At 68.5% G+C, this 24589-nt stretch carries 25 protein-coding genes and 1 pseudogene; 7 read left to right on the forward strand and 19 right to left on the reverse strand.

The window, feature by feature from the left end; genetic code table 11:
• Positions 1–19 precede the first annotated feature (19 nt).
• Together NA3_RS06750 and NA3_RS06755 are read right to left on the reverse strand one after the other, a co-directional pair.
• Positions 20–940: an NADP-dependent oxidoreductase gene (locus tag NA3_RS06750; protein WP_062962928.1), complete on the reverse strand. Its 921-nt coding sequence runs from the start codon at positions 938–940 to the stop codon at positions 20–22.
• A 207-nt stretch (positions 941–1147) separates the two neighbouring features.
• Positions 1148–2539, reverse strand: a complete 1392-nt coding sequence (locus tag NA3_RS06755; RefSeq protein ID WP_030512871.1) for a glycine--tRNA ligase — start codon at positions 2537–2539, stop codon at positions 1148–1150.
• Positions 2540–2830: 291 nt separating this feature from the next.
• Here NA3_RS06755 and NA3_RS06760 point away from each other — a divergent pair, with 291 nt between their 5' ends.
• Positions 2831–3226 (forward strand): ArsR/SmtB family transcription factor, encoded by a 396-nt coding sequence (locus NA3_RS06760; RefSeq protein WP_025351935.1) that lies wholly within the window; start codon positions 2831–2833, stop codon positions 3224–3226.
• Entirely contained in the window at positions 3223–3654 is a 432-nt protein-coding gene (locus NA3_RS06765; RefSeq protein ID WP_128145381.1) for a Fur family transcriptional regulator, read from the forward strand. Before NA3_RS06760 ends, NA3_RS06765 begins: the two co-directional genes overlap by 4 nt.
• A gap of 68 nt (positions 3655–3722) precedes the next feature.
• Here the strand turns inward: NA3_RS06765 and NA3_RS06770 are convergent, their stop codons facing one another.
• Positions 3723–4316 carry a TetR/AcrR family transcriptional regulator gene (locus NA3_RS06770; RefSeq protein WP_062962648.1) on the reverse strand — a complete coding sequence of 198 codons (594 nt, stop codon included), beginning with the start codon at positions 4314–4316 and terminating at the stop codon, positions 3723–3725.
• 116 nt (positions 4317–4432) lie between these two features.
• Here NA3_RS06770 and NA3_RS06775 point away from each other — a divergent pair, with 116 nt between their 5' ends.
• A complete protein-coding gene (locus NA3_RS06775) occupies positions 4433–5620 on the forward strand; it encodes an FAD-dependent monooxygenase (protein ID WP_062962649.1) in 1188 nt (395 codons plus the stop codon).
• A 15-nt stretch (positions 5621–5635) separates the two neighbouring features.
• Here NA3_RS06775 and NA3_RS06780 read toward each other — a convergent pair whose 3' ends face one another.
• Positions 5636–6034 carry a YbjN domain-containing protein gene (locus NA3_RS06780; RefSeq protein WP_084491358.1) on the reverse strand — a complete coding sequence of 133 codons (399 nt, stop codon included), beginning with the start codon at positions 6032–6034 and terminating at the stop codon, positions 5636–5638.
• A gap of 8 nt (positions 6035–6042) precedes the next feature.
• Positions 6043–6831, reverse strand: a complete 789-nt coding sequence (locus NA3_RS06785; protein WP_372464178.1) for an isoprenyl transferase — start codon at positions 6829–6831, stop codon at positions 6043–6045.
• Between the two features lie 222 nt (positions 6832–7053).
• Between NA3_RS06785 and NA3_RS06790 the strand changes: the two genes are divergently transcribed.
• Complete coding sequence (locus NA3_RS06790; RefSeq protein ID WP_062962652.1) at positions 7054–7929, forward strand: LLM class F420-dependent oxidoreductase; 876 nt, start codon at positions 7054–7056, stop codon at positions 7927–7929.
• 9 nt (positions 7930–7938) lie between these two features.
• Here the strand turns inward: NA3_RS06790 and recO are convergent, their stop codons facing one another.
• The 8 genes and pseudogenes from recO to NA3_RS06835 form a co-directional block, all read right to left on the reverse strand.
• On the reverse strand, positions 7939–8712 hold the full coding sequence (gene recO, locus NA3_RS06795; protein ID WP_062962653.1) for a DNA repair protein RecO: 774 nt from the start codon (positions 8710–8712) through the stop codon (positions 7939–7941).
• A gap of 135 nt (positions 8713–8847) precedes the next feature.
• Positions 8848–9261 (reverse strand): hypothetical protein, encoded by a 414-nt coding sequence (locus tag NA3_RS06800; protein ID WP_128145382.1) that lies wholly within the window; start codon positions 9259–9261, stop codon positions 8848–8850.
• Positions 9262–9443: 182 nt separating this feature from the next.
• The gene (era, locus tag NA3_RS06805) at positions 9444–10364 is read right to left on the reverse strand and encodes a GTPase Era (protein ID WP_062962655.1); all 921 of its coding nucleotides are present in this window, start codon (positions 10362–10364) and stop codon (positions 9444–9446) included.
• On the reverse strand, positions 10361–10738 hold the full coding sequence (locus tag NA3_RS06810) for a cytidine deaminase-like protein (RefSeq protein WP_062962929.1): 378 nt from the start codon (positions 10736–10738) through the stop codon (positions 10361–10363). The genes era and NA3_RS06810 overlap by 4 nt, the downstream gene beginning before the upstream one ends.
• Entirely contained in the window at positions 10725–12083 is a 1359-nt protein-coding gene (locus NA3_RS06815) for a hemolysin family protein (RefSeq protein ID WP_062962656.1), read from the reverse strand. The genes NA3_RS06810 and NA3_RS06815 overlap by 14 nt, the downstream gene beginning before the upstream one ends.
• Positions 12084–12351: 268 nt before the next feature.
• Positions 12352–12906, reverse strand: a complete 555-nt coding sequence (gene ybeY / locus NA3_RS06825) for an rRNA maturation RNase YbeY (RefSeq protein WP_030512859.1) — start codon at positions 12904–12906, stop codon at positions 12352–12354.
• A gap of 66 nt (positions 12907–12972) precedes the next feature.
• Positions 12973–14049 carry a PhoH family protein gene (locus NA3_RS06830; protein ID WP_062962930.1) on the reverse strand — a complete coding sequence of 359 codons (1077 nt, stop codon included), beginning with the start codon at positions 14047–14049 and terminating at the stop codon, positions 12973–12975.
• Positions 14050–14245: 196 nt separating this feature from the next.
• Positions 14246–15141: pseudogene (locus NA3_RS06835) on the reverse strand (LysR family transcriptional regulator).
• Positions 15142–15243: 102 nt separating this feature from the next.
• Between NA3_RS06835 and NA3_RS06840 the strand changes: the two are divergent.
• Positions 15244–16485, forward strand: a complete 1242-nt coding sequence (locus tag NA3_RS06840) for an MFS transporter (protein WP_062962931.1) — start codon at positions 15244–15246, stop codon at positions 16483–16485.
• Between the two features lie 72 nt (positions 16486–16557).
• Here the strand turns inward: NA3_RS06840 and NA3_RS06845 are convergent, their stop codons facing one another.
• The 6 genes from NA3_RS06845 to NA3_RS06870 all read right to left on the reverse strand — a co-directional run bounded on the left by NA3_RS06845 (position 16558) and on the right by NA3_RS06870 (position 22368).
• Complete coding sequence (locus tag NA3_RS06845; protein WP_062962658.1) at positions 16558–17298, reverse strand: 16S rRNA (uracil(1498)-N(3))-methyltransferase; 741 nt, start codon at positions 17296–17298, stop codon at positions 16558–16560.
• Positions 17299–17305: 7 nt separating this feature from the next.
• Entirely contained in the window at positions 17306–18454 is a 1149-nt protein-coding gene (gene dnaJ, locus NA3_RS06850) for a molecular chaperone DnaJ (RefSeq protein ID WP_062962659.1), read from the reverse strand.
• Between the two features lie 131 nt (positions 18455–18585).
• On the reverse strand, positions 18586–19617 hold the full coding sequence (hrcA, locus tag NA3_RS06855) for a heat-inducible transcriptional repressor HrcA (RefSeq protein ID WP_036499751.1): 1032 nt from the start codon (positions 19615–19617) through the stop codon (positions 18586–18588).
• Between the two features lie 233 nt (positions 19618–19850).
• Positions 19851–20060 carry a hypothetical protein gene (locus NA3_RS06860; RefSeq protein ID WP_062962660.1) on the reverse strand — a complete coding sequence of 70 codons (210 nt, stop codon included), beginning with the start codon at positions 20058–20060 and terminating at the stop codon, positions 19851–19853.
• A 250-nt stretch (positions 20061–20310) separates the two neighbouring features.
• Positions 20311–21513 carry a radical SAM family heme chaperone HemW gene (gene hemW, locus NA3_RS06865; protein WP_084491284.1) on the reverse strand — a complete coding sequence of 401 codons (1203 nt, stop codon included), beginning with the start codon at positions 21511–21513 and terminating at the stop codon, positions 20311–20313.
• Positions 21514–21558: 45 nt separating this feature from the next.
• Positions 21559–22368 carry an AraC family transcriptional regulator gene (locus tag NA3_RS06870; protein ID WP_084491285.1) on the reverse strand — a complete coding sequence of 270 codons (810 nt, stop codon included), beginning with the start codon at positions 22366–22368 and terminating at the stop codon, positions 21559–21561.
• A gap of 210 nt (positions 22369–22578) precedes the next feature.
• Here NA3_RS06870 and NA3_RS39235 point away from each other — a divergent pair, with 210 nt between their 5' ends.
• Entirely contained in the window at positions 22579–22671 is a 93-nt protein-coding gene (locus NA3_RS39235) for an Ms4527A family Cys-rich leader peptide (protein ID WP_368854180.1), read from the forward strand.
• Between the two features lie 133 nt (positions 22672–22804).
• A complete protein-coding gene (locus tag NA3_RS06875) occupies positions 22805–24583 on the forward strand; it encodes a nitrite/sulfite reductase (RefSeq protein WP_062962662.1) in 1779 nt (592 codons plus the stop codon).
• The last annotated feature ends 6 nt before the right edge of the window (positions 24584–24589 follow it).

Below are 24589 nucleotides of genomic sequence, written 5' to 3' on the forward strand. Positions count from 1 at the left end.
GACTGTGCCATGACAGATGTCATGGCAGCAGCACGATCTTGCCCCGGGTGTGGCCGCGCTCGAGTTCGGTGAACGCCGCGCGCACCTCGGCGAGCGGATAGGTGGCGGCGATCGGAATCCGCACGGTCCCCGCGGCCGCCAGTTCGGCCAGCTGGGCGAGCACGTCGATGGTGTCGGCGGCCGCATTGCCCTCCGCCTTGACGCCGTATTTCTCCACCGCGGCGAAGTCGATGATCGTATCGATGCGTTCGGGCTTCACGCCGAGATCGAGAGCGAGTTCGACATAGCCGTTGCCGTGCGTATCGATGAAGGCGTCGATGCCGCCGGGCGCCGCCTGCCGGAGGCGCTCGGCGAGACCGTCACCGTATTCCACCGCGACCGCCCCCAGCTCGCGCAGATAGTCCTGGTTGTCCGGCCCCGCGATGCCGATCACCGTCACCTCGCGGGCCCGAAGCAGTTGCACCACAATGGATCCCACTCCACCGGCCGCGCCGGACACCGCGATGGTGTCACCGGCTTCCGGGCTCACGGCCCGCACGGCGGCGAAGGCGGTGGTGCCCGCGACGTATAGCGATCCGGCCACCTCCCACGACAGACCCACCGGCTTGGGAGTGACCTGCTGGGCCGGCACCACCACCCGGGTGGCGTGGCTGGAGCGCTTGTCGCTGAATCCGAGCACCTCGTCGCCGACGGCGATCCCGCTCACCCCCTCGCCCAGCGCGACGATGCGCCCGGCGAAGTCGGTGCCCTCCCCTTCCGGAAAGGTGGCGGGCCACCGTTCGTGCAGCGAGCCGTTGCGGATCTTGGCCTCGCCCGGATTGATCCCCGCGGCCACCACCTCGACCGCGACCTGGCCGGGCCCGGGCTGCGGATCCGGGATCTCGCGAACTTCGAGCACATCGATATCGCCGTACCGATCGAACTTGACCGCCTGCGCCATGATCAGGACCTTTCGTCGCACCTGTGGGCCGGGCCCGGCCGCACCCGAAGGGTGCGCCGGATCTCGGACTGCTCAGTGCTCGGAACGACCCGGACCACGGCGATATTTCCGCCGATCCCACTTCGGCGCGCGATTCGCCCCGATGACGCCCGGGTCTTCGGTTATGTCCGAATCCGGATGCGAGAGACCCTCCGCGTCGCGGTGAACTCAGGCGCCGAGCAGGCGCTGGGCGAGATAGCCCTCCACCTGGTCGAGCGCGATCCGCTCCTGTGTCATCGAGTCCCGCTCCCGCACGGTCACGGCCTGATCCTCGAGCGTGTCGAAGTCGACGGTGATGCAGAACGGGGTGCCGATCTCGTCCTGGCGGCGGTAGCGGCGCCCGATCGCGCCGGCGTCGTCGAAGTCGACGTTCCAATTCTTACGCAGTTGCGCGGCAAGGTCTTTCGCCTTCGGCGACAGATCGGCGTTGCGCGACAACGGAAGTACGGCGGCCTTCACCGGCGCGAGGCGGCGATCCAGGCGCAGCACGGTCCGCTTCTCCATGACGCCCTTGGCGTTCGGCGCCTCGTCCTCGGTGTAGGCGTCGATCAGGAAGGCCATCAGCGAGCGGGTCAGGCCGGCCGCGGGTTCGATCACGTACGGCGTGTAGCGCTCGTTGGTGTTCTGGTCGAAGTAGCTCAGATCGGTGCCGGAATGCTTCGAGTGCGTCGAGAGATCGAAGTCGGTGCGGTTGGCGACACCTTCGAGCTCACCCCATTCGCTGCCCTGGAAGTGGAAGCGATACTCGATATCGACCGTGCGGGTCGAATAGTGCGAGAGCTTCTCCTTCGGGTGCTCGTAGAGCCGCAGATTCTCCGGGTCGATGCCGAGGTCGGTGTACCAGGCCAGCCGGGTGTCGATCCAGTACTGGTGCCACTGCTCGTCCTCACCCGGCTTGACGAAGAACTCCATCTCCATCTGCTCGAATTCGCGGGTGCGGAAGATGAAGTTGCCGGGGGTGATCTCGTTGCGGAAGCTCTTGCCGATCTGCGCGATGCCGAACGGCGGCTTCTTGCGCGCGGTGGTCATCACGTTCGCGAAGTTCACGAAGATGCCCTGCGCGGTCTCGGGACGCAGGTAGTGCAGGCCCTCCTCGGACTCGATCGGCCCGAGGTAGGTCTTGAGCATCATGTTGAAATCGCGCGGTTCGGTCCACTTGCCGACCGTGCCGCAGTCCGGGCAGCCGACCAGATCCATGGACACGCTGTCCGGATCATCGATCTTGTGCTTCTCGGCGTACGCCTCCTGCAGGTGGTCCTGCCGGTGCCGCTTGTGGCAGTTCAGGCATTCGACCAGCGGGTCGTTGAAGACGCTGACGTGACCGGAGGCCACCCACACCGGCCGCGGCAGGATGATCGCGGAGTCCAGGCCGACCACATCGTCGCGGCTGGTGACCATGGCCCGCCACCACTGCTTCTTGATGTTCTCCTTGAGCTCCACACCCAGCGGGCCGTAATCCCACGCCGACCGGGTCCCTCCGTAGATCTCGCCGCTGGGGTATACCAGACCCCGGCGCTTGGCGAGATTCGCGACGGTGTCGATCTTCGACTTGGGTGCCACGGCTGGAGCTCTCCCTCTGGATGATGGGTTCGATCGATTCGCCCCAGCCTAGCGACCCGTCGAGGCACACCGCGAAGCAGTATCGGACCGGAGCGACTGATTTCGCGAGCACATGGGTGACTCGCCGGGGACGACCAGAACCGGGCCCACCACACACCGCCGGCCCGACACGAAAATCTCCGAGCAGTCACGACACGCAAAAGACGCGGAGAGGCGAGGCGGCGCGCTGCCTTGACATGCGCACTTATGCATATCAATAATGGCATCGGTTTCCAATAAGGAGTTGGTTCGATGACCGCCGACAGCGGTGTCCCCGCGCGTCGTAGCCGCGTCGCCGTCGAGGCGCCCACGCCGATCCCGCACGACCCGTATCCCTATCGCGCCCCGACCGCCCCCGCGGTCCCCGCCCGCACCACCCTCGACAATGCGGGTGAACTGCTGCGCGCGCTGGCCGCGCCGGTGCGGATCGCGATCGTGCTGCAGCTGCGGGAATCGCCGCGCTGTGTGCACGAACTGGTCGATACGCTGGGCGTCACGCAGCCCCTGGTCAGCCAGCACCTGCGCATTCTGAAATCCGCCGGCGTGGTGCGCGGTGAACGCACCGGCCGTGAGGTGATCTACGAATTGGTCGACGACCATCTGGCACGCATCGTCGTCGACGCCGTCGCACACGCCGAGGAAGGATGACAGTGCCGGAGAAGACGGGCACCGCCGAGAAGACTGTCGGAATTCGCAGCACCCGCCAGCGCAGCGCGATCACCGCACTGCTGGGCGATATCGAGGAATTCCGTTCGGCCCAGGAGCTGCACGACGAACTACGCCGCCGCGGGGAGGGCATCGGCCTGACCACCGTGTACCGCACCCTGCAGTCGCTCGCCGACGCCGGCAAGGTCGACGTATTGCGCACGGACACAGGCGAATCCGTCTACCGGCAGTGCTCCAAGGGTCATCATCATCACCTGGTCTGCCGCCAGTGCGGACGCACCGTCGAGGTGGAGGGCCCGACCGTGGAGGCCTGGGCCGCGGCCATCGCCGGCGAACACGGATTCACCGACATCAGCCACACCATGGAGGTGTTCGGCACCTGCCGCGACTGCACCCACATCGCGCGCTGATTCGGTCGGCGCGCCGATCGACAAGTCGCGCGGGTGCCGCAGCAACTCCGGGACCGATAGCCGCCCGCTCAGTCGTGCGACGGGCCGGCGATGTGATCGGCCAGCGCGAGCAACCCCTCGGTGAGATCACGTTCGGTCGGCGCATGCTCGGGATCGAGAGTCCATTGCATGAGCACGCCGGACATCAGCGCCAGTTGCAGCGCGCCGATCGTCCGCACCGCCCGTTCGTCGACGGAATCTTCCGGGACACCCAGCAACCCGGCGGCGAGACCGCTGCGCCCCTCGGCCATGGCATGGGTCATCAATTCGCGCACCCGCGGTGACCGCTCCGCTTCCACACCGGCCTCGACCGAGGCGAGCCACAACTGCCGGTTCTCGGAGTAGGAAGCGATCGTGTGCCGCCAGAACGCCTCGTAGCGTTCCCGCGGGCCCGCGTCGGAATCGATCGCGGCGAGCGTCGCCTCCTGGATACGCAGGCCCCATTCCTCCATCGCCTGGGTGAACGCCTCGATCAGCAGCGCGTCCCGGGAGCCGAAGTGATAGCCGATCGCGGCGTGATTGACACCGGCCGCGGCGGCGATATCGCGGACCGTGGTGCGGGCCCACCCCTTTTCCTTCAAGCACACCAACGCCCCGGCCAGCAGATCGTCCCGGTTTCCCATGTCGGCGATGCTAGCCAACCGCTACTCCAAGCGGTTTATCCATTTGGATTGACCAAATGGATAAGACGCTTGTACGGTCGGGCTGTCACGCAGTAACCCACCCACAGGGAGCAGCCATGAGCCTGTCCGTTTTGATCTCCGGCGCCGGTATCGGCGGGCCGTCACTCGCCTACTGGCTGGGCCGGCTCGGATACCGGGTCACCGTGGTGGAGCAATCGCCGGTGCTGCGCGCCGGCGGCGGCGCGGCCGTCGATTTCCGCGGCGACCAGGTCGTGTTGCTGGAGCGCATGGGAGTCCTCGCCGATATCCGCGCCCACGAGACCGGCATGGGCGACCAGCTCATCGTCGACGCCGCCGGACGCACCGTGTCACGATTCCCGTCCGCACTGTTCAGTGGCGAGGTCGAGATCGATCGCGGGGATCTGGCGCGAATCCTCCACCGGCACAGCAGCACCGACGCCGAGTACGTCTTCGGGGATCGCATCACCGCCATCGACCAGGCCGCCGACGCGGTCCGGGTGAGCTTCGCCCACGGTCGTTCCCGCAGCTACGACCTCGTGGTCGGTGCGGACGGTCTGCACTCGGGTGTGCGGCGGCTGGTCTTCGGCGACGAGGACGACTTCCGGAGCGATCTCGGCTACTACGTCGCGGCGTTCAGCATGCCCAACACCTTCGGACTCGATCACAGCGGCCGGATCTACAACGAGCCGGGCCGATACCTCTCGATCGCCAGCGCCCGCGATCCCGAACGGGCCGTGGCCGGCTTCATATTCGCCGGTCCCCCAACGGAATTCGACCGCCGTGACATCGACGCGCAGAAGCGGTTCATCGCCGATCACTTCGCCGGTGTGGGCTGGCGAGCGCCGCAATTGCTCGCCGCCCTCCAGGATGCCGGAGACCTGTACTTCGACTCACTCAGCCAGATCCGGCTCGACCGATGGTCCAGCGGCCGGGTGGCGTTACTCGGCGACGCCGCCTGGTGCGCCGGGCCCGGCGGCAACGGCACCGGACACGCCATGCTCGGCGCGTACACGCTGGCGGGCGAATTCGCGGCGGCACACGGGGACCACCGGGTTGCCTATGCCCGCTACGAGCGCATCATGCGCCCCGCGGTCGAGAAGTCGCAGAAGTTCGCCACCGGCGCCGGCCGCTTCCTCGCGCCCGCGACCCGGTGGCAGATCCGCCGTCGCGATCTCACCTACCGCGTGCTGTCCTCGGCGCCGATGTCCGGCGTCTTCACATGGCTGAGCGGCCGCTCCGCGAAGACCGGCACGCCCGCGCCCTACCCGCTGCCCGTGGCCTGAGGACCACCGTGCCGGTCAGGGCACCAGGCCCTGGCGGGCGCGGCCCGCGCCGGACAGCACCAGCAGCAGCATCGTCGCCAACGCGTCGTCGTCGAGGCCCGCTGCCGGGAAGGTGTAGCGCAGCAGCACGTCGGCCTGTTTGTCGTGGGCGATGACGGTCAGCGAGCCGAACTGCAGCGCGTTGTTGCGATCGGCGACGCGCTTGTGCAGTTGCGGCTTCAAGGGACGATCCCAGGCGAGGACGCAGGTCAGCGTGAGGACGTCCAGGCCGGGAGCCAGAGTGACGCCGCGCAGCGAGCACAACGCGCCCTCGTATTCGAAGCCGAGGGCGCCGCCGTCCTCCTCGCGCACGGCGATCTCGCATCTGCGCAGGCACGCGGCGGCCTGGGCCTGCAGTTCCCGGGCGACGGTCAGATCGTTGCTCACTTCACGCCACCGAACCGGCGATCGCGCTTGGCGTACTCCACGCAGGCCTCCCACAGGTCGCGACGGTCGAAATCGGGGAACAGGGTGTGCTGGAAGACGAATTCCGCATAGGCGGACTGCCAGATCAGGAAGTTCGAGCTGCGCAGCTCACCGGAGGGCCGCAGGAACAGGTCCACATCCGGCATATCCGGTTCATCGAGATATTTCGCGAAGGTCGATTCGGTGATCTTCTCCGGGTCCAGCTGCCCGGCCGCCACCTTGCGCGCGATTTCCCGTGCGGCATCGGCGATTTCGGCGCGGCCGCCGTAGTTGACGCACATGGTCAGCGTCATCACGGTGTTGTCCTTCGTGAGTTCCTCGGCGATCTCCAATTCCTTGATCACGCTGCGCCACAGGCGCGGCCGCCGGCCCGCCCAGCGCACCCGCACCCCCATCTCGTGCATCTCGTCGCGGCGGCGGCGGATCACGTCGCGGTTGAAGCCCATCAGGAACTTGACCTCGTCCGGGCTGCGCCGCCAGTTCTCGGTCGAAAAGGCATAGGCGGAAAGCCATTTCACGCCGATCTCGATACATCCCTCCACGGTGTCCATCAGCACCGCCTCGCCGCGCTCGTGCCCGGCGGTGCGCGGCAGCCCGCGATCCTGTGCCCACCGGCCGTTGCCGTCCATCACCAGCGCCACATGCCGGGGCACGAACTCCTGCGGCAGCGCGGGCGGAGTGGCGCCCGACGGGTGCGGTGACGGCGGACGAATCGTGCGGGTGGTCTGGGAGCGGTTACCGATCACGCCACCTATCCTGCAACACCGCGCGCCGCCTGTGACCGGTGCCCGGGAGATTTCGTCGCCGACCTGCGGCTGCGCATCCGCTCACAGGGTGAGCGCCACCGGCTCGGACAGATCGATCACCGCGCGGAACTTCTCGGAGCCGATCATCAACCTCTTGACCTGGAGTGCGCTCCAGGGCATAGCGTTCTTCCGGGGAAGTCGGTCACTGACGAGGAGAACTCCATGGAGCTCGGATTTCACATTCCTATCTTCGATATCGACGGCGGCACCACCGCGATCGCGGGAGAGCTGGCGCGGGTCGGGCAGGCCGCGGAGGCGGCGGGCGCCACCTGGTTGTCGTTCATGGATCACTACTTCCAGATCGAGCCGACCGGACTACCGGCCGAGGCGAACATGCTGGAGGGCTACACGACGCTGGGATACCTTGCCGCGCATACCACCTCGATCGACCTCGGCCTGCTGGTCACCGGCGTGACCTATCGGCATCCGGGGCTGCTCGCCAAGATCGTCACCACCCTCGACGTGCTGTCGGGCGGGCGGGCCACACTGGGTATCGGTGCCGCCTGGTTCGAGCGGGAGCATCGCGGGCTCGGGGTCGAGTTCCCGCCGCTGGCCGAGCGGTTCGAGCGGCTGGAGGAGACGCTGCGAATCTGCGCGCAGATGTGGGATCCGGACAACAACGGGCCGTTCGAGGGCAAGCACTACCAGCTGGCCGAGACGCTGTGTTCACCGCAGCCGATCCATCGCCCGAACGTGCTGATCGGCGGCGGTGGCGAGAAGAAGACACTGCGGCTGGTCGCGCAGTACGGCGACGCCTGCAACCTGTTCGGCACCTCTCCGGAGGATGTCGCCCACAAGCTGGACGTGCTGCGCCGCCACTGCGACGATGTCGGTCGCGATTTCGACACCATCCGCACCACGATCATGGCCAACAACCCGCGCCCGAATCCGCACGTTCGTGACGAATTCGTCCGCAGCATGGCCGATTACGCGAAACTGGGCATCGACGCGGTGCTGATCACCCCGACCACGGGCTCGCCCGCCGCGTGGATCGAGGATATGGCGCCGGCGGTCCCGCAGCTGGCCGACCTCGGGTAGGCGGCCGGTCTATCCCACCCGCGACGCCGGCGGCTCCGCCGCCTCGTGCGGACGAGAGCGCTCGATCAACGGCAAGGTCCGCAACTGCCGTTCCAGATGCCATTGCAGATGGGCGGCGGTGAGCCCGCTGGCCTGGCGGCGGACGGACTCGGCGACCACATCGAGTCCGGTCCAGTCCCCGCGATTGAGCGCACTCATCAGTTCCAGGACTCCGACCGAGGGCGTGGCCGAGCCGGGCGGGCGGCAGTGCACGCAGACCGCTCCCCCGGCGGCCACGTGGAAGGCACGATGCGGGCCGGGGGTGGCGCACCGGGCGCATTCGTCGAGGGCGGGCGCCCAGCCCGCGAAACCCATGGCGCGCAACAGGAATGCGTCGAGGATCAGTTCGTGCGGGCGTCGGCCGGCGGCGATCGCGCGCAGCGCGCCGGCGGTCAGGGTGTGCAGGCGGGGCGCAGGGGCGCGCTCCTCACCGGCGAGGCGTTCCGCGGTTTCCAGCACCGCGCAGGCGGTGGTGTAGCGGCCGTAGTCGGCGACGATATCGGCGGCGAACGCTTCCACGGTATGCACCTGCGTCACGGTGTCGAGGTTGCGTCCGGGATACAGCTGCACGTCGATATAGGCGAACGGTTCCAGCCGGGCGCCGAACTTCGACCGGGTGCGGCGCACACCCTTCGCCACCGCCCGAACCAGCCCGTGCTGACGGGTGAGCAGCGTGACGATGCGATCGGCCTCACCCAGCTTGTGCTGGCGCAGCACAATCGCCTGGTCCCGATACAACAACACGCTGACAGTCTCCCACGCCGCTCCGACGTGCCCACGCCCCCACGCCGCTCGGCCCCCGACCGGGCGACACCTGCCGACATCTTCCGGCCAGAATACTCGGCCCTCCGCTTCGGCGCGGTGCCGCACCGCAACGCCTCACACGCTGCGCGGCAGCCCCTCCGCGTACAGCTGCGCGATGCGCGGTGCGTGAATTGTGCGCAGCAGCAACGTGGTCCAGCCGGTGCGAATCGGATCGATCGCACCGCGGTCGGCCTCGACGAGCATGCGTTCGGGCCCCTGCAGTTCCATGGTGACGGCGGGGTGGCCCAGCCAGACGTCGACCAAGGCCTCCCTATTACCCCAGATGACCAGGCGTTTTCTGCTCATCCCGATGGTTCCGCCGACGATATTCTCCCAACTGGAAGAACCGTAGTGCAGTGGTGTCCGATAACTGCGTCTGGCCAGCGATCCACTCACCGGGCCGAATACGACGATCCCTTCCGATTCCAGATCCGAACGCACTTGCGGCGGCAGCTCTTTCGAGCCGAACGCCCGGGACATCCACTTCACGCCAGGATCGTAGGCCCGTCTCACAATGTGCGTGCGCACACAGTTCGCGCCCGCCTGCGGAAATACCGGAACCGCACATCACAATTCGACTACGGCCGACCTGCGACTCCGATATGAGCGGGTGACCGGATCCCGACGACGACTCGGGTACCCCCGCGAGACGGAGATCACAGTCGACCCGATCAGAAGCCCAGCTTGCGCAGCTGTTTGGGATCGCGCTGCCAGTCCTTGGCGACCTTCACGTGCAGATGCAGATAGATGCGGGTGCCCAGAATGTGCTCGATCTGCTTGCGCGCCGCGGTGCCGACCTCCTTGAGCCGGGCGCCGCGCTTGCCGATGATGATCGCCTTCTGACTAGGCCGCTCCACGTACAGCAGGGCGTGCACGTCCAGCATGTCCTCGTGCTCCTCGCGCGGCAGGACCTCCTCGATCACCACCGCCAGCGAATGCGGCAGCTCGTCGCGCACACCCTCCAGCGCCGCCTCGCGGATGAGTTCGGCCATCAGGGTTTCCTCGGGCTCGTCGGTCAGCTCCCCGTCGGGGTAGAACGCCGGGCCCTCCGGCATCTTGGACGCGATCACATCCACGAGCAGTTCGACCTGCTCGCCCTTGGCCGCCGAGACCGGAACCACCTCGGCCTCGGGGCCCAGCAGTTGCGAGACCGCGAGCAGTTGCTCGGCGACCTGCGGCTTGTCCACCTTGTCGATCTTGGTGACCACGCCGATCAGCGTCGTCTTCGGCGCCATCTGCTTGACCTGCTGCACGATCCAGCGGTCACCCGGTCCGATCTTCTCGTCGGCCGGGATGCACAGCGCGATCACGTCGACCTCGGAGTAGGTGTCGCGCACCAGATCGTTGAGGCGCTGCCCCAGCAGGGTGCGCGGCCGGTGCAGACCGGGGGTGTCGACCAGGATCAGCTGGGCGTGGTCACGATGGACGATGCCGCGGATGGTGTGGCGGGTGGTCTGCGGCCGCGAGGACGTGATCGCGATCTTCTGGCCGACCATGGCATTGGTGAGCGTGGATTTGCCGGTGTTGGGCCGCCCGACGAAACAGACGAAGCCGGAACGGAATTCGCCCTCGCCGGGCTGCTGGACGCTCATCGTGCCGTCTCGGTTCCGGCGACGGTGCGGTAGGTGGTGCCCTTGCGATCGGTGACGATGACGACCGCCGAGGTGCTCACCTCGCGGACCGCGGCCACGCCCGGATCGGAATCCTGCCCACCGACCAGCACCGCGGCCTCGAATCCCTCCGCTCCGCTGGAGATCGCGGCCGCGACCGCCGCCTGCAGCGCGGACAGCGACAGCGTGTTCAGGTCCACCGTGCCCGCGGCGTAGGTGCGGCCGTCGGTGTCGCGGATCGCCGCGCCCGCCACTCCGCCGGTGCGTCCCATCGCACCGCGCGCCAGCACCAGCAGCTTGCCGTCCTCGGCGTTCAAATCGGCGGTGTTCAGTTCGGCGCTTTCACGCTCGGTCATCGCCATCTCCGTTCTCGTATCTCGACGTCTCTTCCCGCCCCTGACGGTCGCCGCGCCCCGCGTCCGCGAGCGCACCCGACAGTTCGTCCGGCTCCTCCGCGCGGCGCGCGACGACGGTGTGCACCCGCACCCGACCCCGGGTATCGGCGCCGCCCTCCCCCTGCAGCAGCAGCCCGTGCACGACGACCTCGGACCCCGGCAGCGGCACCCGGCCCAGCGTATGGGCCAGCATGCCGCCGACGGTGTCGACGTCCTCCTCCTCGATCTCCAGGCCGAACAGCTCGCCCAGATCCTCGACCGGCAGCCGGGTGGAGACGCGGTAGACGCCCTCGCCCAGCTCCTCCACCGGCGCGATCTCGTCGGTGTCGTATTCGTCGGCGATCTCACCGACGATCTCCTCGAGGACATCCTCGATGGTGACCAGCCCGGCGATTCCGCCGTATTCGTCCACCAGCAGCGCCATATGGTTTCGGCGACGCTGCATCTCGTCGAGCAGGGCGTCGAGCGGTTTCGAATCCGGCACGAACACGGCCGGCCGCATCACCGCCCGCACCTGCACGCTGCGGCCCCGATCCGCATACGGCACAAGATCTTTCAGATACACCACGCCGAGGATGTCGTCGACGTTCTCGCCGACCACGGGAATGCGCGAATGCCCGGACCGCACGGCCAGCGACATCGCCTGCGCCACCGTCTTGTCCGCCTCGATCCACACCATCTCGGTGCGCGGCACCATCACCGCGCGGGCCGCGGTGTCGCCGAGTTCGAACACCGACTGGATCATGCGGCGCTCCTCGGAATCGACCACGCCGCTCTGCTGCGCCATATCGACGATCTCGCGCAGTTCCACTTCGGAAGCGAAGGGGCCGTTGCGAAATCCGCGACCGGGGGTGATGGCGTTACCGATCATGATCAGCAATCGGCTCACCGGTCCGAGTAGCGCCCCGATCGCCTGCACCGGCAGTGCCGCCGCCAGCGAGATCGAATACGCGTGCTGGCGGCCCAGCGTGCGCGGGCCGACACCGATGACGACATAGTCGATCACGACCATGATCACCGCGGTCGCGGCCAGCGCCCACCCCCAGCCGAGCACCTCGCCGAGTGCCGCCACCAGCAGGACCGTCGCCGCGATCTCGCAGGTCAGCCGCAGCAACACCATGAGGTTCACGTAGCGCGGCCGGTCGATCGTGATCCGGGCCAGGCGGCGGGCCCCCGGCCGGTCGGCGCGGACCAGATCCTCCACCCGCGCCGCCGAGACGGTCATCAGCGCGGAATCGATCGCCGCGAAGACACCGCCGACGGGTACCAGCAGAATCGCCAGCAGCAGCGGAATCAGCGCATTCACGCTCTGCCCTCGACGCTGCGCTGCCGCCTCCGGCCCCGACCGCTCATGCTGTGTCCGATGGCGGCATGATCGGGGGCCTGCGTGGTGACGCTGCGCTGCCGCCTCCGGCCCCGACCGCTCATGCTGTGTTCGATGGCGGCATGATCGGGGGCCTGCGTGGTGACGCTGCGCTGCCGCCTCCGGCCCCGACCGCTCATGCTGTGTTCGATGGCGGCATGATCGGGGGCCTGCGTGGTGACGCTGCGCTGCCGCCTCCGGCCCTGACCGCTCATGCCGGGTCCAGGGGGTCGCCCGGGGCGGTGAACCCGGTCTTCCCCAGCAGACGGCGGTCGCGTTCGGCCAGCTCGGCCCGGCGGGCGGCCTCGCGCAGGCTTTCGTACCATTCGGCGAGCAGGCGGTTCTGCAGGCCGAACATCACCTTCTCCTCTTCCGGCTCGGCGTGGTCGTAGCCGAGCAGATGCAGCACCCCGTGGACGGTGAGCAGCGCCAGCTCGTGGTCGAGGGAATGGCCGGCCTTCCCGGCCTGAGCGGCGGCGAATTCGGGGCAGAGCACGATGTCGCCGAGCATCGAGGGGCCCGGTTCGGCGCCGTCGGGACGGCCACCGGGTTCGAGTTCGTCCATCGGGAACGACATCACGTCGGTGGGACCCGGCAGGTCCATCCACCGCATGTGCAGGTCGGCCATGGTGTCGAGATCGACGAGCACCATCGACAATTCGGCCGCCGGATGCACGTCCATCCGTTCGATCGCGAACCGCGCGACGCTGACCAGATCCGGTTCCGATACGTCGATGCCCGACTCGTTGGCGATCTCGATACTCACCCTGCCAGCCTAATGGGGGCCGCGCATGGCCTCACCACCACACCAGCGGCGAGCCGCTCCGGTAGCTCAGCGGCGGGCCGCCTTGTCCGCCGCTCGGCGCTGGGCGCGGTTGCCGCCCGGGTAGTGCCGCGCCATCTGCGGGCGGGCGTCGGACTCGTAGCGGTCGTAGGCGTCGACGATCTCCGAGACCAGCCGATGGCGCACCACGTCGCTGGAGGTGAGCTCCGCGAAATGGATGTCGTCGATATCGGTGAGGATGTCGCTGACCACCCGCAGCCCGGATCGGGTGCCGCCCGGCAGGTCGACCTGGGTGACGTCACCGGTGACCACGATCTTCGAGCCGAAGCCGAGCCGGGTCAGGAACATCTTCATCTGTTCCGGCGTGGTGTTCTGCGCCTCGTCCAGGATGATGAACGAATCGTTGAGGCTGCGGCCGCGCATGTACGCCAGCGGCGCGACCTCGATCACGCCGGAGGCCATCAGCTTCGGAATCGCCTCGGGGTCCATCATGTCGTGCAGCGCGTCGTAGAGCGGGCGCAGATACGGGTCGATCTTCTCGTTCAGCGTGCCCGGCAGGAAGCCCAGCCGCTCGCCGGCTTCCACGGCCGGCCGGGTGAGGATGATGCGGGTGACCTGCTTGCTCTGCAGTGCCTGCACGGCCTTGGCGACCGCGAGGTAGGTCTTACCGGTACCGGCCGGGCCGATGCCGAAGACGACCGTGTGCTCGTCGATGGCGTCGACGTAGCGCTTCTGGTTCAGCGTCTTCGGGCGGATGGTCTTGCCGCGCCGGGCGATGATGTCCAGACTCAGCACCTCGGCCGGGGAATCGGAGGACCCCTCGGTCAGCATGGACACCGTGTGCCGGACCGCTTCCGGGGTGACGACACGATTGTGCGCGGTCAGCGCCACGAGCTGCTCCACCACCCGCTCGGCCAGCGCCACGTCGGCGGCCTTACCGGTGAGGGTGACAGAATTCCCGCGCACGTGGATGTCGGCGTCGAGGAGACCTTCGAGCTCACGCAGGTTCGCATCGGCGGAACCGAGGAATCCGAAGACGGACTCCGGGGCCAGTTCGATGCTGGACCGCACCGTCCGGGCCGCTGGACCCGAACCGTTACCATTGCCGGGGGCACCGGCTCCGATGCCGGTCGTGGGTGTTGTCGGGTCGCCGATATCGCCTGATGTTCGCAAAAGGGGCTATGGCCTGCTTTCCGGTCTCGAACGGATCCTCTCGTTTCCTCAAAGTCTATCGCGCGGCACCGACACCGCCCAGTTATTTGATCTCCAGCCCCAGCTCAGAGGCCGCTCACCCGGAAGATGAGCACTCGTCACCGTCCGTTCACCGACCGCTCCCGCGCGACCACTCGACGGCGAACTCGCGAAAGGTGCGCACGGCGTCGCCGGGCACCGCATCGGCCGACCAGATCAGTCCGACCGCGCGGGCGGCGCCCGGATCCGCCAGCGGCACCAGCACCGGCCCGGGCTGCGGCCCTCGCACCGCGGGCTCCTCCAACGGCAGCAGCGCCACGCCGAGCCCCGCGGCCACCAGACCCGACACGGTCACCAGATCACTGGACTCCAGCGCGATCCGCGGCCGGAAATCCGCTGCGGCACAGAGTTCGTCGAGAATCCGGCGCATTCCGTATCCGGTGGGCATGGCGATGAATTCGGCCTCGGCGGCCTCGGCCAGCCGGATCTGCCGCCGTCCCGCCAGCCGATGATCGACCGGAACTCCGAGGGCGAGGCGCTGCCGGACAGCGTGCGCCAGCCCAGTCCCGGCAGCGCCGGTTCGGGCGAGGTCAGACCGAGGTCCGCCGTACCGTCGAGGACCTCGGCCGCCACCACGTTGGCGGGCCCCTGGTCGAGCCGGAACGTGATCCGCCCCGACACGCGCCGGAAGCCGGCGATCAGCTCCGGCACGACCCGCCCGCCGAAGGAATGGAGGAACGCCAGCCGCACCGACCCCCGGGCGGGATTCGCCAGATCCGCGAGCGCCCGGCCCGCGGCGTCCAGTTCCGCCTGGGCGCGGCGGGCGTGTTCGTAGAAGATGCGCCCGGATTCGTTGAGCGTCAGCCGCTTACCGTGCCGATCGAACAACTGCGTGCCGAGCCGCTGTTCCAGCCGGGCCAGCATGCGCGACAGCGTGGGCTGGGCCAGACGCAGCCGATCGGCCGCCGCACCCACGCGTTCGAGTTCGGCGAGGGTCAGAAACCAGTGCAAATCGTCACTCGGCATCGCGGCCCTCCCGGCGCTCAGCTCGGCTAATGCGGCAATAGCATCAACTTACCGATCATTATGCATTTCCTTTTCCAGCCGCGCGGAGCCACGGTGGAAGGCATGACCAGCGCGACCGTGACCACCGCTCCCGTCCGGACGGTCGAGGACGCGCGGCACGAGCGACGGATCACCGTCGCCCTGTTCGCGGCCGGGCTCACCACCTTCGGATCGATGTACAGCGCGCAGGCGCTGCTGCCGAGCCTGTCCACGGCCTTCGGCGCCACGCCCGCGCACGCCGCATTGGCGGTATCGCTGACGACGGGTCTGCTGGCGGTGGCGATCGTGCCGGTGAGTGTGCTGTCGGGGCGGTTCGGCCGCACCCGCGTGATGATCGCGTCGGCGGTGGCGACCAGCGTCATCGGCCTGCTGTTGCCCTTCAGCCCGAATCTGGACCTGATGCTGGCGGGGCGGGCCGTGCAGGGCATCGCCGTGGCCGGCGTGCCCGCGGTGGCGATGGCGTATCTCGCCGAGGAGATCGGTTCGGCCGGATTGGGTGCCGCCATGGGCATCTACGTCTCGGGCACCACCGTCGGCGGCCTGGCGGGCCGGCTGATTCCCGCCTTCACCTTGGAGGTGGCGTCCTGGCGTTGGGGCGCAGCGATTTTCGCGGTGGGCGCCGCGCTGTGCACGGTGTGGTTCGTGCGGATGCTGCCGCCCTCGCGCTACTTCGTCGCGCGGCCCCTCGGCGTCGGCGCGCTGCTCGGCGACCTCGCCACCCACCTGCGCAACCGCTCGCTGCTACCGCTGTTCGGCGTGGCCTTCCTGCTGATGGGCGGCTTCGTCTCGGTGTACAACTTTCTGGGCTATCGGCTCATCCAGTCGCCGTTCGGGTTGTCCGCGGCCACCGCCGGCGCGGTTTTCCTGATGTATCTGTCGGGGACGGTCTCGTCCACCGCGGCCGGCAGATTCGCCGATCGGCTCGGCCGTTTTCCGGTGGTGGCGATCTCCATCGGGACGATGGGACTGGGTTTGCTGCTGACCATTCCGGACCACCTCGCGATCCTGCTGCCGGGGCTGTTGCTGTTCACCGCGGGCTTCTTCGGCGCGCACGCGGTGGCCAGCGCCTGGGTCGGCGCCACCGCGACCGGCAATCGCGCGGCCGCCTCGTCGCTGTATCTGTTCGCCTACTACGTCGGCAGTTCGATCGTCGGGGCGCTGGCGGGCCTGGCCTACAGCCGGCACGGCTGGGCCGGATTGGCGCTGTACGTCGGCGTGCTGATCGTGGTCGCGGCGGGCTTGGTCGCGAGCCTCGGATTACGCCTGCGGGCCGACAGCGCATCTCGGCGATCGGCCGTGACGTAGGCCGATACTCGGCGCGGCGGCTCGGTGGAATGACCCCGCCGCCGCGGGCACCCGCCGTCGCGCCGACGCGATCTACCAGCGCGGAGTCAGTGCTCCCAGCGCGCCGAGCGCGACCGCCGCGGCCGTGGACGTGCGCAGGACCGTCGGTCCCAGCAGCGCGGCGGTGGCACCCGCCGCGGTCAGCGCATCCAGCTCCGACTCGTCGAGACCGCCCTCGGGTCCCACGATCAGCACGATCGGCGCGGTCGACGAGAACGCCAGCTCGGCGAATCGCGCGGTCGCGGATTCGTGCAGGGCGATCGCGATACCGTTGTCCGCGACGGTTGCCCGGACCAGCGCGGCCACATCCGCGGTCCGGTGCAGATCGGTGACCTCCGGGATATAGGCGCGCCGCGACTGCCGTGCGGCGGCCCGGGCCGCCGCACGCCATTTGTCGACGCCCTTGCGCGCCTTGGCTTCCCAGTTCGCGACACATCGGGCAGCCTGCCACGGCACGATCGCGTCGGCGCCCGCCTCGGTCATCAATTCGACGGCGAGCTCGGAGCGATCCGATTTGGGCAATGCCTGCACGACCGTCACCGCCGGCGACACTGGCGGGGCGACCACGCGGTCGAGCACCTTCAGATCCAGGCGATCCCGTCCGGTGGCCACGACCTCGGATTCGGCGAGTAGTCCCGCACCGTCGGAGAGCGTGATCGGCTCGCCGACCCGGATGCGGCGCACGGTCGCGGCGTGCCGTCCCTCCGGACCGTCGAGCACCGCGACCGCGCCGACCGGCGGTATCTCGTCGAGATAGAAAACCGTTGCGGCCACGGCGTTTTCAGCGACCGCTGAAGGAGGCCCGCAACCGCGCGAACAAGCCGCTGTTGTGTTCGGACTGGGCCGAGAGCACCTCGGTGTGTTCACCGTTGCGCATCGCCTGGTACTTGCGCAGCAGGTCGAACTGTTTGTTGTCCAGTTTGGTCGGGATCACGATGTCCAGGTGTGCGACCAGATCGCCGCGCGAACTGGAACGCAGCTTCGGCATGCCGTGGCCACGCAGCACCGACACCTCGCCCGGCTGGGTGCCCGGCGGAATGGTCAGTTCGGTGGGCCCGTCCAGGATGGTGTCGATCACCACCGTGGTGCCGAGCGCGGCGTCGACCATCGGCACCCGGATCGTGCAGTGCAGATCGTCGCCGTCACGGACGAAGGTGTCGTGCGGCTGCTCCACGATCTCGACGTACAGGTCACCGGCCGGTCCGCCGCCGGGGCCGATCTCGCCCTGAGCGGCCAGTCGCACCCGCATGCCGTTGGCCACGCCCGCCGGAATCGGCGCGGCGATCTCGCGGCGGGCCCGCACCCGGCCGTCGCCACCGCATTTGCGGCAGGGGTCGGGAATGGTCTCGCCGGTGCCGCGACAGGTCGGGCACGGCCGTGAGGTCATCACCTGGCCCAGGAAGGACCGCTGCACGGTCTGCACCTCACCCGCGCCGCCACAGGTTTCACAGCGCACCGGCTTGGAATTGCCGTTGGTGCCCGAGCCCTGGCACAGATCACACAGCACCGCGGTGTCGACGGTGAGGTGTTTGGTGACGCCCACCGCGCATTCGGCCAGCGACAACCGGGTCCGCAGCAGCGAATCCGCGCCCGGTTGCACCCGGCCGCGCGGCTTGCGCGAACTGGTCGCGTTCATACCGCCGAAGAAGGCCTCGAACACATCGCCCAGACCGCCGAAGCCGGCGCCGGAGAAGCCGCCGCCCGCCCCCGCCGATTCCATCGGGTCGCCGCCCATATCGACGATGCGGCGCTTCTCGGAGTCGGTGAGAACCTCGTAGGCGGTGGATACCTCGCGGAACCGCTCCTGCGCGTCCGGATCCGGGTTGACGTCGGGGTGCAGTTCCCGGGCCAGCTTGCGGTAGGCGCGTTTGATCTCCTGGTCGGACGCGTTGCGCCCGACGCCGAGGATTCCGTAGTAGTCCCGTGCCACTTGAGTCTCTAGTCCTGTTCCGAATGGGTGTCGTCCAGCATCCCTGCTCACAGCCGATGCTGCCATGTTCACTGTGGCCGACCGGCGAACTCGGTTGCCGGCGGGCGCGGATCCCGGTTACCGGGGCGGGCTCATCGTTCCGCGAGCACCTCACCGATATAACGGGCGACCGCGGCGACCGACGCGATCGTGCCGGGGTAGTCCATCCGGGTCGGGCCGACCACTCCCATACCCCCCAGCACGGTACCCGGCATACCGTACCCGGTGGATACCACCGAGGTGCCGCGCATCTGCTCGACCCTGGTCTCTTCACCGATCTGCACCGTCACCGTGCCGGGCTGCTGCGCGGCGGCCAGCAGTTTCAGCACCACGACCTGCTCCTCGAGCGCCTCGAGGACGGCACGCAGCGAGCCGGGGAAGCCGAAATCACCGGCATTGCGGGTCAGGTTGGCCGTGCCGCCCAGCACCAGCCGCTCCTCCGGATGTTCCACCAGGGTTTCCACCAGCACGGTCGACACCCGGACCAGCACGTCGCGCAGGCGGGCGGGGGCGTTCTCCGGCAACGCCGCGACGGCGCTCGAGGCAGCGGACAGACGCTTACCGTCCATCGCCTTGCCGAGCATGCCGCGCAGTGCCGCGAGATCCTCGTCGTCGATGACCGCGCCCAGGTCGACGAGCCGCTGATCGACCCGGCCGGTATCGGTGATCACCACCAGCAGCAGACGGGCCGGATTGAGCGCCACGACCTCCAGGTGGCGCACGGTCGACGCCGAGACCGTCGGGTACTGCACCATCGCGACCTGCCGGGTCAGTTGCGCCAGCAGCCGCACCCCGCGCCGCAGGACGTCGTCGAGGTCGACGCCGCTTTCCAGGAATTCCATGATGGCGCGGCGCTCGGCATTGGACAGCGGCTTGACCTCGGCGATGTTGTCCACGAACTGGCGATAGCCCTTGTCGGTCGGGATGCGCCCGGAGCTCGTGTGTGGCTGGGTGATGTATCCCTCGGCCTCGAGGACCGCCATGTCATTGCGCACGGTTGCGCTGGAGACGCCCAGATTGTGCTTGTCCACCAGCGTTTTCGACCCGATCGGCTCCTTGGTCGCGATGTAGTCCGCGACGATCGCGCGCAGGACCTCCAGCCGCCGCTTCTCGGTGCTCGACATCGGCCCCACCTCCTCGTTCGCCTTCGGGGTCCACGCGGCCGCACACGGGCAGCATCGACCGCGCGGATTCCCGGTTGATCCGACACCAGTTTAGTTCCTGTGCGGACGAGTTCCCGCGTGTGAGGTCGCACAGTGATGCCGAGCCGGCGGCGGACACCCGGTCTCGTAGCGGAACGGAGGTGGCGCCACGGGAGGTGCTGCGAAGACGTCCGTCTCGCGCCCGATGGGCGAAATCAGTCCGATTCGGCGACGAGTTTGCCTGCCGCCGCATCCAATCCGAGCATCGTCAGCAGCGACTGGCAGTCGTCGACTCCGGTCGAATGACTGGCCACCGCCCGCGCGGCGAGCGCGCTGCGCCGTGCGGCCTCGGCCTTCTCTGCGGCACGCGTTTCGGCGAACTCGCTCTGCTCGTGGACAAGGGTGATGTGGCGTGCCTGTGACATGGATCTCCTCAAGTTGCCTCGAACCCTACGCTGTCGGTACCCGCGCCCGGGCAGCAGCGCCGAATTCGGGGCGAAATACACCGATTCACCGGGCCGCTACCAGGCGGCGGGTTCCTGCTCCCGCAGGCGGCGGACGGCTCGGTCGATCCAGGTGTCGAAGTGCGCGGCCAGATCTCGGCTCGCCGCCGGACGGATGCCGATGGGCGTGCGACGCCCGGCGGGTATGCCGTCGCGTCGACCCCGGCGGCCGTCAGCTCAGCAGATCGCGGACGACTCCGTCGGCGAGCAGACGCCCTCGATCGGTCAGGACGAGCCGATCGCCGACCACCCGGGCCAACCCGTCGGCGGCCACGCGCTCGAGCGCCGCATGCCCATCGGCATCCAATTCCTCGACCGGAAGCCCCGACCGCAAGCGGACGCCGAGCATCACTCGCTCGGTGTACCGCTCCGTGTCGGTAAGGGCTTCCCAGCCTGCGGCGGGCAGTCCGGCGCCGGATGCGACGCGCTCGGCGTAGCGGCCCGGATGCTTGACGTTCCACCAGCGCACGCCGCCGAGGTGGCTGTGCGCACCGGGGCCGGCGCCGAGCCAGTCGCCGCCGTCCCAGTAGCCGAGGTTGTGCCGGCAGCGAGCGGAAGGTGTTGTGGCCCAGTTGGATACCTCGTACCAGCCGAAGCCGGCGGTGGTGAGGCGGGCGTCGATGCGTTCGTAGCGGGCGGCGAGGGTGTCTTCGTCGGGGGCGGGGAGTTCGCCGCGGCGGACCTTGCGGGCCATGGCGGTGCCGTCCTCGACGATGAGCGAGTAGGCGGAGACGTGGTCGACGCCGGCGGAGAGGACCGCGTCGAGGCTGGCGTCGAGGTCGGCGTCGGATTCGCCGGGTGTGCCGTAGATGAGGTCGAGGTTGACGTGGTCGAAACCGGCGGTCCGGGCCTCGCGGGCGGCGGCCACGGCGCGCCCGGGAGTGTGGGTGCGGTCGAGAATGCGCAGGACGTGGCTCGCGGCCGATTGCATGCCGAGGGAGACACGGGTGTACCCGGCCGTCCGGATGCGTTCGAAGAACCGCGGTGAGGTGGACTCCGGATTCGATTCCGTGGTCACCTCCGCATCGGCGGCGAGAGAGAACTCGGCGCGGATGGCGTCGAGGACGGCGGCCAGGCCGTCGCCGCCCAGCAGCGACGGGGTACCGCCGCCCACGAACACCGTCGAGACCGGCGGTTGCGCGCTCGGCAGTTCCGCGAAAGCCGCTGCCGCCGTGGCCAATTCCCCGCGCAGGGCCTCGAGCCACGACTCCGGCGAGGCGGAGGAACCCAACTCACCCGCCGTATAGGTGTTGAAATCGCAGTAGCCGCAGCGCGTCGCGCAGAACGGGACGTGCACGTAGATCCCGAACGGCCCGCCGCCGAAATCGCGCAGCGTCGGCGCGGCGGTGGTCTGTTCGGGAGCGGATGCGGTCACCCCACCAGTGTGCCCGGTGCGGCGCAGTGACCGGCGGCACACCGGCTAGTCGGCCGCTTCCGGCGCCGGGTGCTCGCGCCGGGTTTCATGCGAGCGGACGTATCTGCCAGGAGTGGTGCCGACGATCTCGGTGAACGCCGCGATGAAGCTGCTGGGGTTCGCCCACCCGCAGGCGTGCGCGGCATAGGTGGCGTCGTGGCCCTCGGCGAGCAGTACGAGGGCGTGTGAGATGCGCAGCTGGGTGCGCCATTCGTAGAAGGTCATGCCGAGCTCGTCGTGGAACAGCCGGCTCAGCGTGCGCGCACTCGCGCCGACCGCCCGCCCGAGTTCGGCCAGCCCGGTGGTGTCGCCGGGGTTGTCGTACAGAATCCGCGCCAGGGCCTGCAACCGGTCGTCGCGGGGCTGCGGCAGTTGCAGCGGCTGCTCGTGCGCTTCGCGCAGCTCGTCGACGAGCACGCGGTGCAGCCGGGCGCGCGCGCCACGGTCGTGGTCGCGGGGTCCGGTGAGAGTGAGGAACACCTCCCGGGCCAGATCGGTGGTCCCGAAGACCGCGGGACGGTCCGGTAGTAGCCGGGCCGGTGCCGCCGGGAGGAAGACGATCCGCATGTCGGTTCGCCCGTGGGCGCGGTGCTGGTGCGTGAATCCGGCTGGGGTCCAGCCGATTCGGTTCGCCGGAACGATCGAGGTGCCGCGTTCGGTGTGCACCGAGAGCACACCGCGAGCGGCATACACCAGATGCCCGCGCGCATGCGCGTGCACCGAACTCGACGCGCCCGAAGCCCACTGATGAACGCCACCGGACGGCCACAGCCGCGATGTAGGAGCCGCCTCGGCAGGTTGGCGGCGAACGGGCATGGACCGGCATCCTATCGGTGGTCGGCCGCCCGGATGGCCCGCGAGAGTGAACCCCCTCGGCCGGGACCGGCGGCACCGCGATCGGCGAATCCGCTTGATCTATGACGCATCTCACAAATTAGGACGGCCGTCCAGGGAATTTCCCGCTTTTTTGCGGAGAATATGACCCACCCGTCGGAAAGACCCATCTGACATGGCACAATGACTTCCATGACCGGACTTGGAGTACGACTCGTGGCGCGCCGCCATGTCGACTTCAAGCGTGTCTGCAGCGCCAGTTGTCTGCCGGATCGCCTCCGGTAGCTCGGCCTCCCCTCTCCCCGGTTCCGGCATCCGTCGCGATGCCCATCGGTCCGATTCGCTGAACACCGAAGGCGCGAGCCAGCCCCCTCCCGCCTGCCGCAAGGCCTGATCCATCTTCTTCAGGAGCGACCCTATGACGTCGAGTACCGACGCCGGTCCCACCCCCGAGTCCGTTCGCGCGGAGCGTGAACGCCTCGCCCGCGAGCGTCGTGCCCGGCCCCGCCCGGAGGCGTCCGGACCGCGCGAACGCACCGGCAAGCCGGTTCGCCGCAAGTCCGAGGGCCAGTGGGCCCTCGGTTACCGGGAGCCGTTGAACGCGAACGAACAGAGCAAGAAGGACGACAACCCGCTCAACGTCCGCGCGCGCATCGAGAACATCTACGCCAAGGGCGGATTCGACTCGATCGACAAGGGCGATCTGCGTGGCCGCTTCCGCTGGTGGGGCCTCTATACCCAGCGTGAGCAGGGCTACGACGGCACCTGGACCGGTGACGAGAACATCGATCTGCTCGAGGCCAAGTACTTCATGATGCGCATCCGCTGCGACGGCGGCGCGCTGAATGTCGAGCAGGTGCGCACCCTCGGCCAGATCTCCACCGAGTTCGCCCGCGACACCGCCGATCTGTCCGATCGCGAGAACCTCCAGTACCACTGGATCGAGATCGAGAACGTCCCGGAGATCTGGCGGCGTATCGAGGCGGTCGGATTGCAGACCACCGAGGCCTGCGGCGACTGCCCGCGCGTGGTTCTCGGTTCCCCGCTGGCCGGTGAGTCGCTGAACGAGATCATCGACGGCACCTGGGCGGTCGAGGAGATCACCCGGCGCTACATCGGCAAGAAGGAGTACTCGAACCTTCCCCGCAAGTTCAAGACCGCGATCTCCGGCCAGCAGGATGTGGTCCACGAGATCAACGACGTGGCGTTCATCGGCGTCGAACACCCCGAGCACGGGCCCGGTTTCGATCTGTGGGTCGGCGGCGGCCTGTCCACCAACCCGATGCTCGCTCAGCGCGTCGGCGCGTGGGTGCCGCTCGAGGAGGTGCCGGATGTGTGGGAGGCGGTCGTCTCGCTGTTCCGCGACTACGGTTACCGCCGCCTGCGGACCAAGGCGCGGTTGAAGTTCCTGATCAAGGACTGGGGTGTCGAGAAATTCCGTGAAGTTCTCGAAACCGAGTACCTGCGGCGCAAGCTCATCGACGGCCCGGCGCCGGAGAAGCCCACCCGTCCCATCGACCATGTGGGTGTGCAGAAGCTGCGCAACGGACTCAACGCGATCGGCTTCTCCCCCATCGCGGGCCGCGTTTCGGGGACGATCCTGACCAAGGTCGCCGACGCGGTCGAGCGGATCGGCGCCGATCGGATCCGGTTCACCCCGTACCAGAAGCTCGTGGTGCTCGATGTTCCCGACGACAAGGTCGAGGAACTGATCAGCGAGCTGGAGCCGCTCGGACTTCAGGCCCGTCCGTCCGTGTGGCGGCGAAACCTGCTGGCCTGCAGCGGTATCGAGTTCTGCAAGTTGTCGTTCGTGGAGACCCGCAAGCGTTCGCAGGTGCTCGCGCCCGAACTCGAGCAGCGCCTGGCCGACATCAACGCGCAACTCGATGTTCCGGTCACGATCAACATCAACGGCTGCCCCAACTCCTGCGGCCGCTCGCAGATCGCGGATATCGGCTTCAAGGGCCAGCTGGTCGACGACGGCAACGGGAATCAGGTCGAGGGCTACCAGGTGCATCTGGGCGGCACCCTCGGGCTCGATGCCGCCTTCGGCCGGAAGCTGCGCCAGCACAAGGTGACCAGCGAGGAGCTCGGCGACTACATCGAGCGTGTCGTCCGCAATTTCGTCAAGAACCGCGACGGCGGTGAGCGGTTCGCGCAATGGGCTGTCCGCGCCGACGAGGCCGACCTTCGGTAACGGGAG

Origin of the sequence: Nocardia africana NBRC 100379, from assembly GCF_001612635.1 — a bacterium.
Lineage (GTDB): Bacteria > Actinomycetota > Actinomycetes > Mycobacteriales > Mycobacteriaceae > Nocardia > Nocardia africana.